This is a genomic window from Lacticaseibacillus suilingensis (genome assembly GCF_016861845.1).
Lineage (GTDB): Bacteria > Bacillota > Bacilli > Lactobacillales > Lactobacillaceae > Lacticaseibacillus > Lacticaseibacillus suilingensis.
Genome location: NZ_BOLV01000012.1, coordinates 13448 through 29442 on the forward strand (window position 1 = coordinate 13448; position 15995 = coordinate 29442).

The 15995-nt window shown below is 51.8% G+C and carries 14 protein-coding genes and 1 other annotated feature; of the genes, 12 read left to right on the forward strand and 2 right to left on the reverse strand.

Annotated elements, in window-relative coordinates; all coding sequences use genetic code 11:
• Positions 1-10 precede the first annotated feature (10 nt).
• The 6 genes from JUF11_RS08215 to JUF11_RS08240 all read left to right on the forward strand — a co-directional run bounded on the left by JUF11_RS08215 (position 11) and on the right by JUF11_RS08240 (position 5237).
• Positions 11-904 carry an ABC transporter ATP-binding protein gene (locus tag JUF11_RS08215; RefSeq protein ID WP_204119174.1) on the forward strand — a complete coding sequence of 298 codons (894 nt, stop codon included), beginning with the start codon at positions 11-13 and terminating at the stop codon, positions 902-904.
• Between the two features lie 37 nt (positions 905-941).
• Entirely contained in the window at positions 942-1661 is a 720-nt protein-coding gene (locus tag JUF11_RS08220; protein ID WP_236000495.1) for an ABC transporter permease, read from the forward strand.
• 77 nt (positions 1662-1738) lie between these two features.
• A complete protein-coding gene (locus JUF11_RS08225; RefSeq protein WP_204119175.1) occupies positions 1739-2947 on the forward strand; it encodes a sensor histidine kinase in 1209 nt (402 codons plus the stop codon).
• Entirely contained in the window at positions 2944-3567 is a 624-nt protein-coding gene (locus JUF11_RS08230; protein ID WP_204119176.1) for a response regulator transcription factor, read from the forward strand. The genes JUF11_RS08225 and JUF11_RS08230 overlap by 4 nt, the downstream gene beginning before the upstream one ends.
• Positions 3568-3887: 320 nt before the next feature.
• Positions 3888-4808: an SDR family NAD(P)-dependent oxidoreductase gene (locus JUF11_RS08235; RefSeq protein WP_204119177.1), complete on the forward strand. Its 921-nt coding sequence runs from the start codon at positions 3888-3890 to the stop codon at positions 4806-4808.
• A 9-nt stretch (positions 4809-4817) separates the two neighbouring features.
• Complete coding sequence (locus JUF11_RS08240) at positions 4818-5237, forward strand: MarR family winged helix-turn-helix transcriptional regulator (RefSeq protein ID WP_204119178.1); 420 nt, start codon at positions 4818-4820, stop codon at positions 5235-5237.
• Between the two features lie 371 nt (positions 5238-5608).
• Here JUF11_RS08240 and rpsD read toward each other — a convergent pair whose 3' ends face one another.
• Together rpsD and msrC are read right to left on the reverse strand one after the other, a co-directional pair.
• Positions 5609-6220 (reverse strand): 30S ribosomal protein S4, encoded by a 612-nt coding sequence (gene rpsD / locus JUF11_RS08245; protein ID WP_204119179.1) that lies wholly within the window; start codon positions 6218-6220, stop codon positions 5609-5611.
• 174 nt (positions 6221-6394) lie between these two features.
• Positions 6395-6877, reverse strand: coding sequence for a free L-methionine (R)-S-oxide reductase MsrC (gene msrC / locus JUF11_RS08250; protein WP_204119180.1), 483 nt, complete (start codon positions 6875-6877; stop codon positions 6395-6397).
• 194 nt (positions 6878-7071) lie between these two features.
• Here msrC and ezrA point away from each other — a divergent pair, with 194 nt between their 5' ends.
• From ezrA to JUF11_RS08280, 6 genes are all read left to right on the forward strand, one after another.
• Positions 7072-8775, forward strand: a complete 1704-nt coding sequence (gene ezrA, locus JUF11_RS08255; RefSeq protein ID WP_204119181.1) for a septation ring formation regulator EzrA — start codon at positions 7072-7074, stop codon at positions 8773-8775.
• Positions 8776-8878: 103 nt separating this feature from the next.
• A complete protein-coding gene (locus tag JUF11_RS08260) occupies positions 8879-10039 on the forward strand; it encodes a cysteine desulfurase family protein (RefSeq protein WP_204119182.1) in 1161 nt (386 codons plus the stop codon).
• Between the two features lie 12 nt (positions 10040-10051).
• Positions 10052-11269: a tRNA uracil 4-sulfurtransferase ThiI gene (gene thiI, locus JUF11_RS08265; protein ID WP_204119183.1), complete on the forward strand. Its 1218-nt coding sequence runs from the start codon at positions 10052-10054 to the stop codon at positions 11267-11269.
• A 13-nt stretch (positions 11270-11282) separates the two neighbouring features.
• Complete coding sequence (locus JUF11_RS08270; RefSeq protein ID WP_204119184.1) at positions 11283-11741, forward strand: GNAT family N-acetyltransferase; 459 nt, start codon at positions 11283-11285, stop codon at positions 11739-11741.
• 122 nt (positions 11742-11863) lie between these two features.
• Entirely contained in the window at positions 11864-12535 is a 672-nt protein-coding gene (locus tag JUF11_RS08275; RefSeq protein ID WP_125581127.1) for a redox-sensing transcriptional repressor Rex, read from the forward strand.
• 28 nt (positions 12536-12563) lie between these two features.
• Positions 12564-12769 (forward strand) — a binding site (T-box leader).
• Between the two features lie 500 nt (positions 12770-13269).
• On the forward strand, positions 13270-15912 hold the full coding sequence (locus JUF11_RS08280; RefSeq protein ID WP_204119185.1) for a valine--tRNA ligase: 2643 nt from the start codon (positions 13270-13272) through the stop codon (positions 15910-15912).
• Positions 15913-15995 lie beyond the last annotated feature (83 nt).

The window sequence follows — 15995 nt, forward strand, 5'->3', positions numbered from 1 at the left end:
GAGGAACGCAATGTTAGCAATGGTTGAAACCAAGCAATTATCCAAGAACTACAAAAACAATCGCGGCGTACATGGCATGAACATGGCGATCCAACAAGGCGAGGTCGTCGGCATTGTCGGCAAGAACGGCGCTGGCAAGACCACCACCATGCGTATGCTAATGGGATTCATTCACCCGTCAGCAGGTTCCGCTGCGATCCGCGGCATGGACGCCTGGACTAAGGCCGCCAAGACCAAGCCGCTGATCGGCTATGTACCAGGCGAGATTGCCTTTCCAGACACCAAGTCCGGTGCAACTTTCTTGCAAAACGAACTGGCGCTGCTGCGCGCCAACAAAGACGAATACGTCAATGAGCTGATCCAGCGCTTCAAGATCGACCTTACCGCCGACTTGCGCCGCATGAGCAAAGGCATGAAGCAGAAAACCGCGCTGGTGTGCGCGTTCATGACCAAACCGCCGCTGTTGTTGCTAGATGAGCCGACCACCGGCTTAGATCCCGTGATGCGCGACGCGTTCATCGACCTCATTCTCCAAGTTAAAGCGCAAGGTACCACCGTGTTCTTGAGCAGTCATATGTTCAACGAACTGGAACGCACCTGCGATCGCATCATGTTCCTCAAAGACGGTCAGGTGATCGACGTGCTCGACGAGAGCAAGTTTGCCGAGATCCACGCCGCTCAACGGGTGACGATAGTTGCTGCGACCAATGACGGTTTCGAGCGCCTGTTGACTAGCGACTTTGAGCCGGTACGCCAAGACCCGTTGCACAACACGGTGGTGCTGTTGGTGCCCAATGACGACGAAGCAAGGCTGTTGCAACTATTGGGCGAAGTCAAACTCACCGACGTTAGCTTCGATACGCAGACACTGGACAATTACTTTGAGAAGGAACTGGAGCTGTAATACGGCTTCGTGTATAAGAAAGTGAGCAGATAAAATCATGAGTTTTCCATTACTGAAACAAACCTTTAAGTCAAACTTCGCCGTCTGGGGGCTGGTGACCTTGGTGATGAACGTCATCTTAGCCCAATTGATTGCGATGAAACAGACTCAGGCGTTGGTTGCGCCAATGTATTATGGCATGTTGGTGTCAACAATGGTCGCGTTATTAGTGGTGATTACCGGTAATAAGTTACTCGCCGGTCAAGTCGATCAAGGCTCGATGGCCTATATCCTCACCGCGCCGATCCGCCGGACTACCGTTGCGATCACGCAGCTGGTGTACATGGTGGGCAGTCTTGTGGTGACATACGGGGCGATGGTCGCTGTGTCACTTGTCACCAATAACATCGCCGATGCTGGCTTCAAAACACAGACGCTGATCAACTTGAATTTTGGTGCCTTCATGGTTGCTTTGGCTTTTGCTGGAATCATGTTTGCTGCTAGCGGCATTTTCAACCTGTCCAAGTATGCGTTTGGTACTGGGGGCTTGCTGATCATCTTGTTCATTCTCTTAGCAATCGTCGGCTCCTTTGCAGATTATGGTGTGGCTGGTTTGGAACATGTGCAACATTTGACCATCGTCAGCTTGTTCGACTACAAAAACATTGTGTCTGCCGGCTCCAAATGGTTGCCTAAGTTGGCTGCTTTAGGTGGTATTGCGGCCGCGACCTTTGGTATCGGCACCACGGCCTTTGCCAAGAAAGACTTACCACTTTAATCAACGACGATGTGTCTTTGTTGGACACATCGTTTTTTTCAATAAATGGCGTATCATTCAAAGCAGAGGACAGATGTATGAATAAGAAAACTCCTTATCATGTGTTGCGCCTTCCGTTGATGTTGTTCATGCTGATCATCGGCTTTGCCGCCTTGTATGTGGCACGCACCAGCACGGATATCACGTTATCTAGCGGTTGGCTCACGCATTATGTTGATATTCCTGTTGGTTGGCAGGAGCAAATTATTGTTGGCGGCTTATTGGCTGAAGAGGTATTACTGTGGTTTGGCGATTGGTTGATCCCCCGAGGGCGGCTGTGGTTATTACTACCTCAGTTGGGCTTTGCCGTCAGCACAACGCTTGCTTTGACGAATCAGATGCCGGTGATGTTTTTTGGTGTGATTCCAATTATGGCGATCGAGATGATCAACCTGTATTCGCGGCCTAAACAGCCATTGAGCTGGCTAGCCGGCGTCAGTCTTTTGATTTGGTTCACTTATGTGGCTTTCAATGGTTGGCTTCAAGGTGCGGCAGTATTAGTCGGATTGATCTTCATGGTGCTGATCGTGATGGCATACTGGCGCTTCTTCCAGGAACAACAAGCCGCCCGCCAGCGCGCCGAAGACCTGGTGTCTGAACTCAAGATTGCCTATTCGCAAGTCGAAGAATCGACGGTGCGCACCGAACGGCAGCGGGTGGCGCGTGAGTTACACGACACCTTGACGCAAGGTTTGGCTGGAACGGTTATGCAACTGGAAGCGGCACAGGCGTTTCTGCAAAGCGGCAAGAACGACCGGGCACTTGAAGTGATTCAAGGCGCTACCGGCATTGCCCGCGACACCTTGCGTGACACGCGGCTGACGTTGACGGATTTGCGCGCGACTTCGGAACAAAGTCTGACTGCGCGTCTGGAACTGCTGGCTGAAGCTTTCATGAAGAACTATCAGTTAGAGGTTTCCATCAAGATGAACTATGTGCCGGACTACTCCGGCGTCCAGCTCACTGAGATCAACCGGATCGTGTCAGAGGCCGTGATCAACGTGGTTAAACACACTGACACTAAGCAGGCAATCGTGCGTGGAGAATCGTATGAAGATGTTTTCCGCCTGCAGGTAATCGACTTCGGCGAAGGCACGGTCGTGAAGAAGAAGTCCGGACATTTCGGGATGCAAGGTATGCACGAGCGCGCCGCAGCGCTTGATGGTGCGTTGACCGTCGTCAGCACCCCAAACGAAGGCACCACCGTGACGTTGACGATGCCAGTAACTAAGAAGGAGCAATTATGAGCATTCGCGTTTTGATTGTAGACGATCACCAGATTTTACGTACTGGCTTGTCGCTTATTATGGAGACCACTGACGGGATGGAAGCCGTCGGTACTGCCGTTGACGGAAAGGACGGCTTGGCAAAAGTCGAGGAATTATCTCCAGACGTTGTGCTGACCGACATTCGTATGCCGAACATGGATGGTATCGCGATGTTGCGGGCTCTACGTCAAGACCATCCCAATTTACCAGTGGTTGTTTTGACGACGTTTGATGATCAAGAGCCGATCCAACAAGCGCTCAAATTGGGTGCTAAAGGCTTCCTGCTTAAGGATGCCGACAAGGACACCATTATCAAAACAATCCAAGGCGCCATCAGTGGTCAGATCTACGTCGAACCATCGTTAATGGGCAAGGCGTTCGCGATCTCTGCAGCAGAAAAACCAAAGCTGAATGAACGTGACACACTGATCCTAAAGATGGTAGCCGAAGGGTCGCGCAATATTGATATTGCCGACACGTTGCATTTAAGTGAACGAACGATCAAAGCACACCTCACCGAGATATACAATCAGCTTGGTGTGTTTACCCGTGCCGAAGCAGTGGCTGCGGCATTGCGCGATGGATTGATTGAATTGTAACTTACAATGACTTCTTTCAAGTCAGATCTAAGATGAAATGTTCCTACACGAATGGCCCACAACCTTTGAAGTGGGTCAATTTTGTCTAAAAATCTGGTACCTGACAGTAATTTAGATTTGATTTAAGTGCAAAAGTTGTAAATTCTTGAGTTTTGGCGGGAAACTCGTCTGTCCGGCCACATTAACCCAGTCATACCAAGGGGTACAGCAATTTATCTTGGCGGAGAAGATTACAATTTGGCGGGATTGTTTTGTCAAAAAGCTTGACGAGGGAATGGTTAAGCTCTAAACTGTAAACATCTTAACTAAGGAGAACTAATATGAGTGAACATACGATTATCGTAACTGGTGGTAATTCAGGTTTGGGTTATGAAGCCGCCAAGAACATTGCGCACACCAATCAAAATGACACCATCATTATCGCCAGCCGTAACCAACAAAAAGCGGAAACAGCTCGCGAGCGGATGGTGAACGAAACTGGCAATCAAAATATTTTTACGCGGCCATTAGATTTAGGGTCGCTACAATCAGTGCGTGATTTTGCAAGTGACTTTAAGCAGGCCGACTTTCCGCCGTTGTATGCACTGGTTTGCAATGCTGGCTTGAATCCGACCACATTGAGTTATACTAAAGAAGGCTTCGAAACCACCTTTGGCGTCAATTATCTGGGACACTTTCTGTTAGTCAACTTGTTGCTGAGCTCAGTGGTTGACAATGGGCGGATCGTCTTTGTTTCCAGTGACACCCACAATCCGCCGAAGCTGTTTCCATTCCCGGCGCCTCATTTTGAAGATATTGAACCATTAGCGCATCCAGCCGCTGACAGCAACGCCTTACTGCGCTACCCGACGTCTAAATTGTTGGACCTGATGGCAGCTTACATTATCTCGGATAAGGTGGCTGAAGAAACGAACAAGCACATCACCGTCAACGCCTTTAATCCAGGACTGATGACGGGGACTAACTTGAACGGTGATTCTGGTTCAAACCGTATGATGAAATTCACGATGAACGCCTTTTCATACTTGATTGGTCGCCACGGGAGTGCAGAAACATCTGGGCAAGCGCTGGCCGACATGGTAACTGAAAGCCGATATGCTGGCGTCACCGGTAAGTACATTGATCGCGGTAAAGATACCAAGTCATCACCAGCCTCTTATGACCGCGCAGCGCAAGCTAAGCTTTGGCAACAAAGCCTGGTATTGGCTGACATCCAGCCAGACGAGACGATTCTAAAATAGGAGTGGCCTATGACAGAAGATATCAAGATGAGCTACTTGAAAACAATTTTTCAGTTCAAGAATCTGATCAATACAGAATTTGGCCGTGGCAAGCAGCACGTGTTGAGCCTAACCGATTTGTTGATCTTGCAAGGTATTCAAGCTGGCAAGAGCTCGGTGGAAATCGCGACGGACTTAAGAATCACCAAAGCGGCAGTTTCCCAGTGTACGACTGGTTTGGCGAAGAAAGGGCTAATCACGCGCGCCACCGATCCGGATAATCGTAGGAATTTGAGCCTCGCTTTGACTGAGGAAGGCGTCGCGCAACTCAAATTGACAAACGCTGAATTTGATCAGGCTTTCAATGGTTTTGTTGATGAAATGGGTGAAACTGAACTTCGTCAGATGTTGATGCTCATGGCTAAGATGACAACAATCATCGGTGAGTGACACAGCACTTTAACCAGTTAAGAGGTATGGCATCATCAGTGATACTTACACGAAAATAGTTCAGTGACCGGAGTAAGGGCGATGTCTCAAATAGACGTCGCTTTTCCTTTGCTCAAAGGTTTCTTGGAATCATGAACGACGTGGGTGTCGATGTCAGCCATAAAATATTGGAACTAAATTTCAAAACCGTCCTTGCCAGTCATACGAGCTTGAGTATCACACAAGACTATTACATCTTGTTAATGCCCGAAAAAAAACACGCCCAGAATGGGCGTGCAATGGACTTACTATCCGAATTGTAAATTCTGCAACAATCTGCAACGGTTGAAGTCCGATAAACGTTGCGGTAACAGCGTTTGTGGTGGCGAATATTACAGCTTCTGGTTGTAGTATTCAACGACCAAGGCTTCGTCGATGTCTGGTTCCAGTTCGTCGCGAGTTGGGAGGCGAACCAAGGAACCTTCCTTCTTGTTATCATCGAAGGTCACGTAAGCAGGGCGGGAAACCGTTGCTTCCAGTGAGTCATTGATGATGGTCAGGTTCTGGCTCCGTTCGCGCAAGCCAATCACTTGGCCCGCAGCAACTTCGTAAGAAGGAATATCAACACGCTTGCCATCGACCGTGATGTGGCCGTGGTTGACAAGTTGACGAGCTTGCGGACGAGTGGAGGCCAAACCCAAACGGTAAACCAAGTTGTCCAGCCGGGTTTCGAGCAGGATCATGAAGTTATCACCATGGGTACCTTCTTTGATCTTGCCGGCGCGGATAAACAGGTTTTGGAATTGGCGTTCGTTCAAGCCGTACATCCAACGCAACTTCTGCTTTTCAGTGAGCTGTTGGCCGTATTCGGAAACTTTCCGACGGTTGTTAGCACCGTGATCACCAGGGGCGTAAGGACGACGAGCAAGTTCTTTACCAGTGCCGGAAAGGCTAAGCCCCAAACGACGGGACTGCTTCCAGCGAGGACCAGTATAACGAGACATAAGGTATTTCCTCCAAGAATTATATTTGGAGTAAAATAATGAATTGTGAATTCAAAACACGGGCAGTTAAGCTAAGCTGTTCGCTCTCGCAGCCGCGGTTACTAAGCTCTCCGCAAAGGGTTGCCAAACTGGAGCCGACCATTCCATTCACTGCTGCATTATTTTACACGCAGGCTAGTATACCGTAGCTAGCGCCTCGGCGTCAAGGTGTTTCGCTAGCGTCTGGGCAAAGTCCTGCAAGGTTTTCAGGTCGTTTTCACTAAAGCGGTCCAGCTCAGGCGAATCAATGTCCATGATACCGACAATCGTGCCGCTGACGACCAGCGGCACGACGACTTCGCTGTTGCTGGCCGCATCGCAGGCGATATGGCCGGCAAACTCATGGACATTCGGTACCCGCAGCGCTTTTTGTTGGGCGAAACTGGTCCCCACCACGCCGCTTCCTGGGGCGATATGCATGCACGCCACTTGACCTTGGAAAGGGCCAAGGTCAAGGCTGTTTTGTGCTTGGTGGTAAAGGTAAAAACCGGCCCAGTTGACGGCTGCCATGCCGTTGAACAACACGGCACTGGCGTTGGCTAAGTTAGTGATCACATTGGTTTCGCCGGTCAGCAAGGCATCAACTTGCGCGACCAGCAGCGGATCGATTGGGGCCATATTCAACACTCCTTGAGTGAAATTGCCTTCATTCCTTACGGAAACGGGGTTTTCCTATGAGAAAGCCTTTCATATTGCCGGCGTTTTTGAGATACTAGGAACCGAAGACGATTGTCGACTTGTAATAGGGACAGTTTAGTGGGCCCGCTGATAAATTGCAACTGCGGCTCTCGGATGGCGGAAGGTGTAATAACATGACTTGGATTATCATTGCATTGATTATTATCGTGCTGATTGGCCTAGGGGTTTGGGGGTATCAGGTGCGCAACGCGCGCGTGATCAAATCTTTGGACGAAGAAGTCGCTACGCTGGATACAGGTAGCGCGGCAGGGCTGATTCGCAGCATTCAACAGCTGAACTTGAGTGGCGATAGTCGCCAGGAATTCCAAAAGTGGGCCAAGGCTTATCAGGAGCTACTTGATGGCACGCTGACGGAATTGCAGACGGCGCTGCTTGATGTGGAACAGGCGAATAAGCAGTTCCACTTTGGCCAGGTGAAAGACGGTATCGCTAATATTGAAGCCCTGCAAATGGGCGCGGCCAAGCAGATGAATCAGATCAACAAGGCGCTGTCTGGCATTAAGATCAGCGAGGCTGAAAATGCCAAGCGCATCAACCAGCTGCGCGAAGGCTATCAGGAAGCGCGGAAGACGGTTTTGGCGAAGAGTTTTGCCTTTGGTGAGGCGTTGCCGGCGTTGGAAGATAGTCTCCAGCAAATTGCGGCGCGCCTGTCAGCCATCAACGAGCTGAATGCCGCCGGCGACCCAGCCAAGGCCAAAGGCGAACTCGGTCAGCTGAAAAATGAGGTTGCGGCCATCAAGCTGCAAGTGAAGACCTTGCCGCCGCTGGTCAATGAAGTCGTCAATGAATTCCCGGGTCAAGTGAAGGAAATTCAAAGCGGGTTTGAGCAGCTTACCGCTGAGCAGTTCCAGTTTACGGAAGATGTTCCGGCCGGTGTGGCTGAGGTCACAACGGCGCTGCAGGTCGCCGACCAGCAGATTAAAGATCTAGCGGTGACCGAACTGACCGCCAACACCGAAACCATTGCCAACAAAATTGATTCCCTTTACGCCGTGATGGAAAAAGAGCTGAAGGCCAAAACCGCGGTGGCTGATAGCCAAACCGACTTGCGGCAGTTTATCAATCATGCCTTGCAGCAGAACCATACCTTGGCGATTGAACTCGATCATCTGAATCAAAGCTATCAGCTGAATCATGATGAAATCAAAACCACCAATAACTTAAAGGTCCAACTGAACGATATCAACCAGGCCTATGATCAGGCGGTTGACCAACTGACCGCGCACCAGGCCGTGTACTCTGAAGTGCTGGGTCAATTTACCCAAGATCGTAGCGACCTGACCGCGATTGAAAAGCAGCAGGCGACGATCAACGACTCGGTCAGCGGCCTGCGCGAAACCGAGCAAAAGGCCATCGATCAGGTCGATGCCTTCGACCGCTCGGTGCGCGATATTCGCTATGAAGTTTCGCGTCACGATTTGCCTGGCCTGCCGAAAGCCTACCGCGACTTCTTCAAGGTGGTGACGAGCGAAATCACCAGCCTTAAGCAGGCGATGAATCAGGTTAAAATCGATTTGGACGCAATTGCCAAACAGCTCATCAAGGTGTCCAGTGACATTGATCAGCTCAAACAGCAAAGTCGCGATGTGATTGACGCTGCTGGCATGACCGAACAACTTTTGCAATATGCTAACCGCTACAAAGCTTCTCATGAAGCGGTCGCGCAGGCGATGGCCGAGGCCCAAGCGGCCTACGCCAAGTATGATTATCAAACCGCGGCGGATACGATTGCCACCGCGCTCGAGGCGGTTGAAGCCGGCAGCTACCAAAAAGTGGCCGACGACTATAACGCCCAGCAGCACAACAATCTGTTTTAAGCCCTGCACCAGCAGCTGAACCCTAGGGTTGCTGGTTTTTTTTTACGCTCGTTTTTGGTATACTGGCAAGCAGCTAAACTTACGAAAAGGAAGAATGACGGTCATGATATATTTTGACAATAGTGCCACCACCAAGGCGTTGCCGGTGGTGCTGGATACGTACCGCAAAGTCAGCGAGGACTTTTTCGGTAATCCGTCGAGCTTGCACGCGGTAGGCGGTAAGGCTGACGAAATGTTGCAAAGCGCCCGGGCCCAGATTGCCCAGTTGATGCAGGCCAAACCTGATGAAATCTACTTCACCAGTGGTGGCACGGAAGGCGACAACTGGATTATCAAAGGCACCGCCATCGAAAAGCGGCCCTTCGGCAAGCATCTGATCACCACCGCGGTGGAACATCCCGCGGTGATCAACACGATGAAGCAGCTGGAAAGTCTGGGTTTTGAAGTCACGTATCTGCCAGTGGATAAGCGCGGCTTTATCAACCCTGCCGATTTGAAGGCAGCGCTGCGCGATGACACGATTTTGGTGTCCATCATGGCCGTGAACAATGAAATCGGGGCCAAGCAGCCGATTGACGAGGTGGCCAAAATCCTGACCGCTTACCCGAATGTGCATTTTCACGTCGATGCGGTGCAGGCAATCGGCAAAGGCTTGATGCCTAGCCTGCGTAATCCGCGCATCGACTTCCTGACGTTCTCAGGTCACAAGTTCCACGCCCCACGTGGCACTGGCTTTATTTATATGAAGGAAGGCAAACACTTGGCGCCACTTTTGACCGGCGGCGGGCAGGAAAGTAACCTGCGCTCTGGCACCGAAAATGTGCCGGCCATTGCCGCGATGGCCAAGGCGCTGCGGCTGTTGCTGGATGACGAGGCGGGCAAGGTGGCGCATCAAGCCGCCATTCGCCACCGCATTTACGAGCATGTGGCCCAAGAGGACAATACCGTGATGTTCAGCCAGCTGACCCCTGATTTTGCCCCGCATATTTTGACCTTTGCCATTGCTGGCGTGCGCGGTGAAACCATTGTGCATGCCTTTGAGCAACACGACATTTATATTTCCACCACTAGTGCTTGCTCCAGCAAAAAAGGCACCGAAAGTAGTACGCTAGCCGCCATGCGCGTGCCGGACAACGTGGCCACCAGCGCGGTGCGGATCAGCTTAGATGAATACAACACATTGCAAGAAGCCGATGCCTTCAATCAGGCATTCGACCAAGTGTATGCTGGCTTCAAGAAGCTGATGCCGGCGCACGCTGAATAAGGAGGAAACCGAGTGAATTACAGTGAAATTATGGTGCGCTATGGCGAATTGTCCACCAAGGGCAAGAACCGCCAGGCGTTCATCGGCCGTTTGCACGGCAACATTACCAAAGCGCTCCACGAATTCCCAGCGTTGACCATTCGCCCCAAGCGCGATCGGCTCCACATTGAGCTGAATGGTGAGGATTCAACCGCCGTCATGGCGCGCTTAAGCAAGGTCTTTGGGATTCAAAGCTACTCACCAAGTGTGAAGGTCGCCAAAGAGATGGCTGCCGTGCACGAGGCGGCGCTAGCTTTGATGAATGAAACGGTGCCAGAGGGCAGTTCCTATAAGGTTTACACCCGGCGCTCTGATCACACCTTTGAACTGGACACCAACGAGATGAACCTGAACTTGGGCGACTTTTTCGTTGATCACCGACCTGATTTGAAGGTGCAAATGCGTCAGCCTGACTTCACCTTGCGGGTGGAAGTGCGGCGTGAGGCCATTTATCTGTCCACCCAAACCATTTTGGGGGCAGGCGGGATGCCAGTCGGTACCGCGGGCAAGGCGATGTTGATGCTGTCTGGCGGCATTGATTCGCCGGTTGCCGGTTATTATGCGCTCAAGCGCGGGGTCGATATTGAAATGGTTCACTTTTTTAGCCCGCCTTACACCAGCGACAGCGCCTTGAATAAAGCCAAGCAGTTGACCACGAAACTAGCGCCTTACGCCGGTTACATCAAGTTCATTCAGGTGCCATTCACCGAAATCCAGGAAACCATTAAGGCCACGGTGCCAGAAGGGTATCTGATGACGGTGCAGCGCCGGTTGATGCTCCGGCTGACCGCGGCACTGGCGGAAAAGCGCGGCGGCCTCGCCATCGTCAATGGCGAATCGATCGGTCAGGTCGCTTCACAAACCCTGGAAAGCATGGTCGCCATCAATGACGTCACCACGATGCCCATCATCCGGCCGGTGGCCACGATGGATAAGACGGAAATCATCAAAGTGGCGGAGGACATCGATACCTATGCTTTGTCCATCATGCCATTTGAAGATTGCTGTACCATTTTTGCGCCACCTTCACCGAAGACAAAGCCGAATTTGGATAAGTCGCGCTACTTCGAAAGCAAACTCGATGTCGCTGGCCTGATGGAACGGGCGCTGGCTGGGGTGAAAATCACTGAAATCAAGTCTTCTGATGAATTCATGAACCAAGATCAGGATTTGATTACTGAACTACTCTAGGAGGATGCTGGCAATGACAATTCGTTACATGAACCGGCCTGAAGCCTTGGCGTACTTGAATTGGGCTTACCCTGAACCCGATACGTTTTATAACACCCCAAAGGACGCCCAGCCGGCCGTGATGGATGAGATTTTTGCCGATGATGGCGCTGATTACTATTCAGTGCTTGAAGGCGGGGATGAAACCCTGATTGGCATGTATGAATTTTCCTTCCCTGATGGCATCATGAGCATCGGCCTGGGGCTGGCACCAGCGTACACTGGCCAAGGGCGTGGTCATCAGTTTGTGCTGGATGGGATTGCCTTTGGGCGCCAGCGGTATCACTATGCCGGGCCGGTCAGGTTAGAGGTGGCTGACTTTAACGCCCGCGCGCGCCACCTGTATGAAAGACTGGGATTCAAAACCACGGGCCAGCGGGCGGCAGAGGCGTTCGGGCAACCGGTGACGTTTATCCAAATGCAGTTAGATTAGCTTAGGTACCGTCGCTTCGCGGAGCGGCGGTTTTTTGCACCAAAGTTTGTTTGATGTTTCACAATCATTATGCTAGACTGATTGTGTGAAGTATTGAACTAAATTGAGGCGGAGGCGGCCGCATGCAAACGACAAAAACCCATGTTTCAAAAGCAACTATCAATCGGATTCCTTTATATTACCGGGCTGTACGGCAGCTTCAGCAAGAGGGGATTCGCCGAATTCGCTCACATCGTCTAAGTGAGATTATTCACATACCGTCAGCCACTATTCGGCGTGATTTCTCTAGTTTTGGTGAAATGGGTAAAAGCGGCTATGGCTACAGCATCGAAACCCTGGTGAAAGCCTTCGGGCAATTGCTTGACGTTGATTCTGCCGAGGCGATGATTTTGGTCGGCGTTGGCGGCCTCGGCGCCGCCTTGATGCAGAATAATTTTCGCCGCAATCCGGATTTGAACATTGTTATGGCCTTTGATTCTGACCCGGCTAAAGTTGGCCAACCAGTGGGCGGCATTCCGGTCTACGCGTTTGCGACTTTGGCGGCCCATTTGGAGTCGACAATTCACACCGCCATTGTGGCTGTGCCAAGCAGCGCCCAAACGGCGGTGATCAACCAGCTCGAAGCCGCCGGCATTTCCGCGATTTTAACCTTTGCGCCGCAACCCGTCGCCTGCCGGCCGGAAACGACGATTCGGTACATCGACCTGACTTCAGAGCTGCAAAGCTTGCTCTATACCGCACATCAAAAACAGCACGCCACCAAAATGACGCTACCAAAGCAAAAGGCGCGTTGACGCTGGGGGCTGGCTTGGTTATAATGGCCGTAACGCGATGACCAAGAGGCTCAAACAGAGGATTTTCAGCGACAAGGCGGCTGGTGCAAGCCTTGAACCTCTGTGCGAGAAGTAGCTTGCGAGCTGTTGACCTGAAGGCAGTAGGGCCAACCGGGACCACCCGTTACCAGGTCCGAGAGAAGTTAGCCTAGCTAGCTTAATTTAGGTGGTACCGCGAGCACGCTCGTCCTAGAAATAGGGCGGGCTTTTTTGTAGGCTGCGAACGAAGAAGGCTGCGGAGCTCGACGGGCTTAGCCTGACGAGTAGCCTAGCCAACTGGTTTGCTACCGCTTTTTGGTGGCGGACCAGGTGGCGTAGCTAATCGCTCAGGCGTCGTCGAGCGGAGCGCAACTAGATAGGCTGCGAACGAAGGCGCACTTAGTTTGATGATTAGCCTAGCAGTAGGCATTGCCGCGGCACGCGGCGAGGACTACTGCGTAGCTAATCACTCAAGCGTTGCGTTCGTGAGCGCAACTATGCAGGCTGCGGCGCCCCAATAGTCAGCCAATTAAGATAGTTGCGCTCCGCGGAGCCAACGCCCGAGCAAATAGCTACACTCAAGGCCTCACCGGCAGAAAACGCCGGCAATGCCTTGAGTTAGGCTATTTGTCGGGCTAAATGCGGCTCCGCTCTGCAGCCTGCGCTCGCCCAATCTCACCCAAACTAAGGTCACACCAAATATAGGAGGAAACAGCATGAAAGAGGAATTAGCCCCAAAATTCGACCCCAAAGCCGTTGAAGCAGGCCGGTATGAGAAATGGCTCGAACAAGGCGTTTTCAAGCCTAACGGCGACAAAAAGGCCAAGCCGTATTCAATCGTGATCCCGCCGCCCAACGTCACTGGGAAGCTGCACATGGGCCATGCCTGGGATACCACGTTGCAGGATATGATTATTCGCCAAAAGCGGATGCAAGGTTATGACACGCTGTACCTGCCAGGGATGGACCATGCCGGGATCGCCACTCAGGCCAAAGTTGAGGCCAAGCTGCGTAAGCAAGGTGTGACGCGCTATGATTTGGGCCGCGAAAAATTCATTCAACAGGTCTGGGACTGGAAGGATGAATACGCCGCTATCATCCACAAGCAATGGGCCAAAATGGGCCTGTCCCTGGATTATGACCGGGAACGCTTTACTTTGGATGATGGTTTGTCCAAGGCGGTGCGTAAAGTCTTCGTTGATTTGTACAACAAAGGCTTGATCTATCGCGGCGAATACATTGTTAACTGGGATCCGCAGGCGCGCACGGCGTTGTCCGATATTGAAGTGATTCACCAAGATGATAAAGGTGCCTTTTATCATTTGATTTATCCTTATGCGGATGGCACTGAAGGCGGAATCGAGATTGCTACCACGCGGCCGGAAACCATGTTTGGTGATACTGCCATTGCCGTGAATGCCAAAGATCCGCGTTATAAAGATCAAATCGGCAAAGAAGTCATCGTTCCTGGCGTGGGGCGCAAGATTCCGATTATTGCGGATGAACATGCCGACATGGACTTCGGGACTGGCGCCGTTAAAATTACGCCGGCGCATGACCCCAATGACTTCCAGGTGGGCTTGCGGCATGATTTGCCACGCATCAACTGCATGAATGATGACGGCACCATGAACGAAAACGCCGGCAAGTATCAAGGCATGGACCGCTTTGAATGCCGCGAAGCGCTGGTCAAGGACCTGCAGGCATCTGGCGATTTGATCAAGATTGTGCCGATTGTGCACAGTGTTGGGCACTCCGAGCGTACCGGCGTGCAGGTGGAAGCACGCCTGTCCACCCAGTGGTTCGTCAAGATGAAGCCACTGGCAGAAGCGTCCATCAAAAACCAGCAAGGTCCCGACAAGGTCAGCTTTGTGCCGGACCGCTTCGAACACACCTTCTTGAACTGGATGGAAAACATTCATGATTGGGTCATTTCTCGTCAGCTCTGGTGGGGACACCGGATTCCAGCCTGGTATAACAAGCAAACCGGTGAAGTTTATGTGGGCATGGAAGACCCGCAGGATCCAGAGAACTGGGAGCAAGACCCTGATGTTCTGGACACCTGGTTCTCCAGCGCCTTGTGGCCATTTTCAACCATGGGCTGGCCAGATACCGACGCGCCTGATTACAAGCGCTACTACCCAACCAACACGCTGGTCACCGGCTACGACATCATTCCGTTCTGGGTCGCCCGCATGATTTTCCAAGGCCTCGAGTTTACCGACCAGCGGCCATTCCAGTACACCTTGATTCACGGCTTGATGCGCGATGAGCAAGGCCGCAAAATGAGCAAGTCGCTGGGCAACGGGATTGACCCGATGGACGTCATTGAAAAATACGGCGCCGATGCGTTGCGCTGGTTCCTGACCCAAGGCAATAAGCCTGGTCAGGATGCGCGTTTCTCCTACACCCAGATGGATGCCGCCTGGAACTTTATCAACAAAATCTGGAACATGAGCCGGTTTGTGCTGATGAACCTCGGTGATACCACCGCGGACCAACAGCCAGACCCGAGCCAGTTTGATCTGTCCGATCAGTGGATCTTTGCCCGTTTGAACGACACCGTCCAAACCGTCACCACCTTATTCGACAAGTTCGAATTCGGGGAAGCCGACCGCGCGTTGTATAACTTCATCTGGAATGAATTGGCCGACTGGTACTTGGAAATGGCCAAGGAAGTCTTGTACGGCGATGATGAAGCGGCTAAAGTGCAAAAGCGCATCAACTTGCGCTATGTGCTGGATCAGACGCTGCGCTTATTGCAGCCCATCATGCCATTTGTTACGGAAAAGATTTGGCTGACGATGCCGCATGATGGCGAATCACTGGTCACTGCCGCCTATCCGACGGTTAACCCGGCGTTTGCCAATGATGCAGCGGTGAGTCAAATGGAAGCCATCATCGAAGTCATCCGCGGCGTCCGCAACATTCGGGCGGAAGTCAATGCGCCACTGGCGAGTCCCATTGACTTGGTCATTAAGTTGCAGGATGCCAGCCTGGCTGAGGTGTTCCAAACCAACCGCGACTTTATTGACCGTTTTGTCCACAGCAAGAGCATGACCATTGGCAGTGATGTGGCGGCTCCAGCTTTGGCGGCCAGTGCCGTGACGACCGGTGCGACTTTGTATGTGCCGCTGCAAGAATTGATTGACTTGGACGAAGAAATTGCTAAGTTGACCAAGGAAGCAAAGAAATTGGAACAAGAAATTACCCGCGTTGATAAGAAGCTGAGCAACCAAGGCTTCTTGGCCAAGGCCCCAGCTGCGGTGATTGACGAGCAAAAAGCTAAGCAAGCGGATTACGCGGCGAAGCTTGAAGCCACGAATGCTCGCATCAAGGAACTGCAAGCAGCCAAATAAGCACGAACTAGCAGAGTGGCCACGTGTCACTCTGTTTTTTTAAGTTTAAGTTGACACGGTGTCACTTTGTGGTAGACTAATCA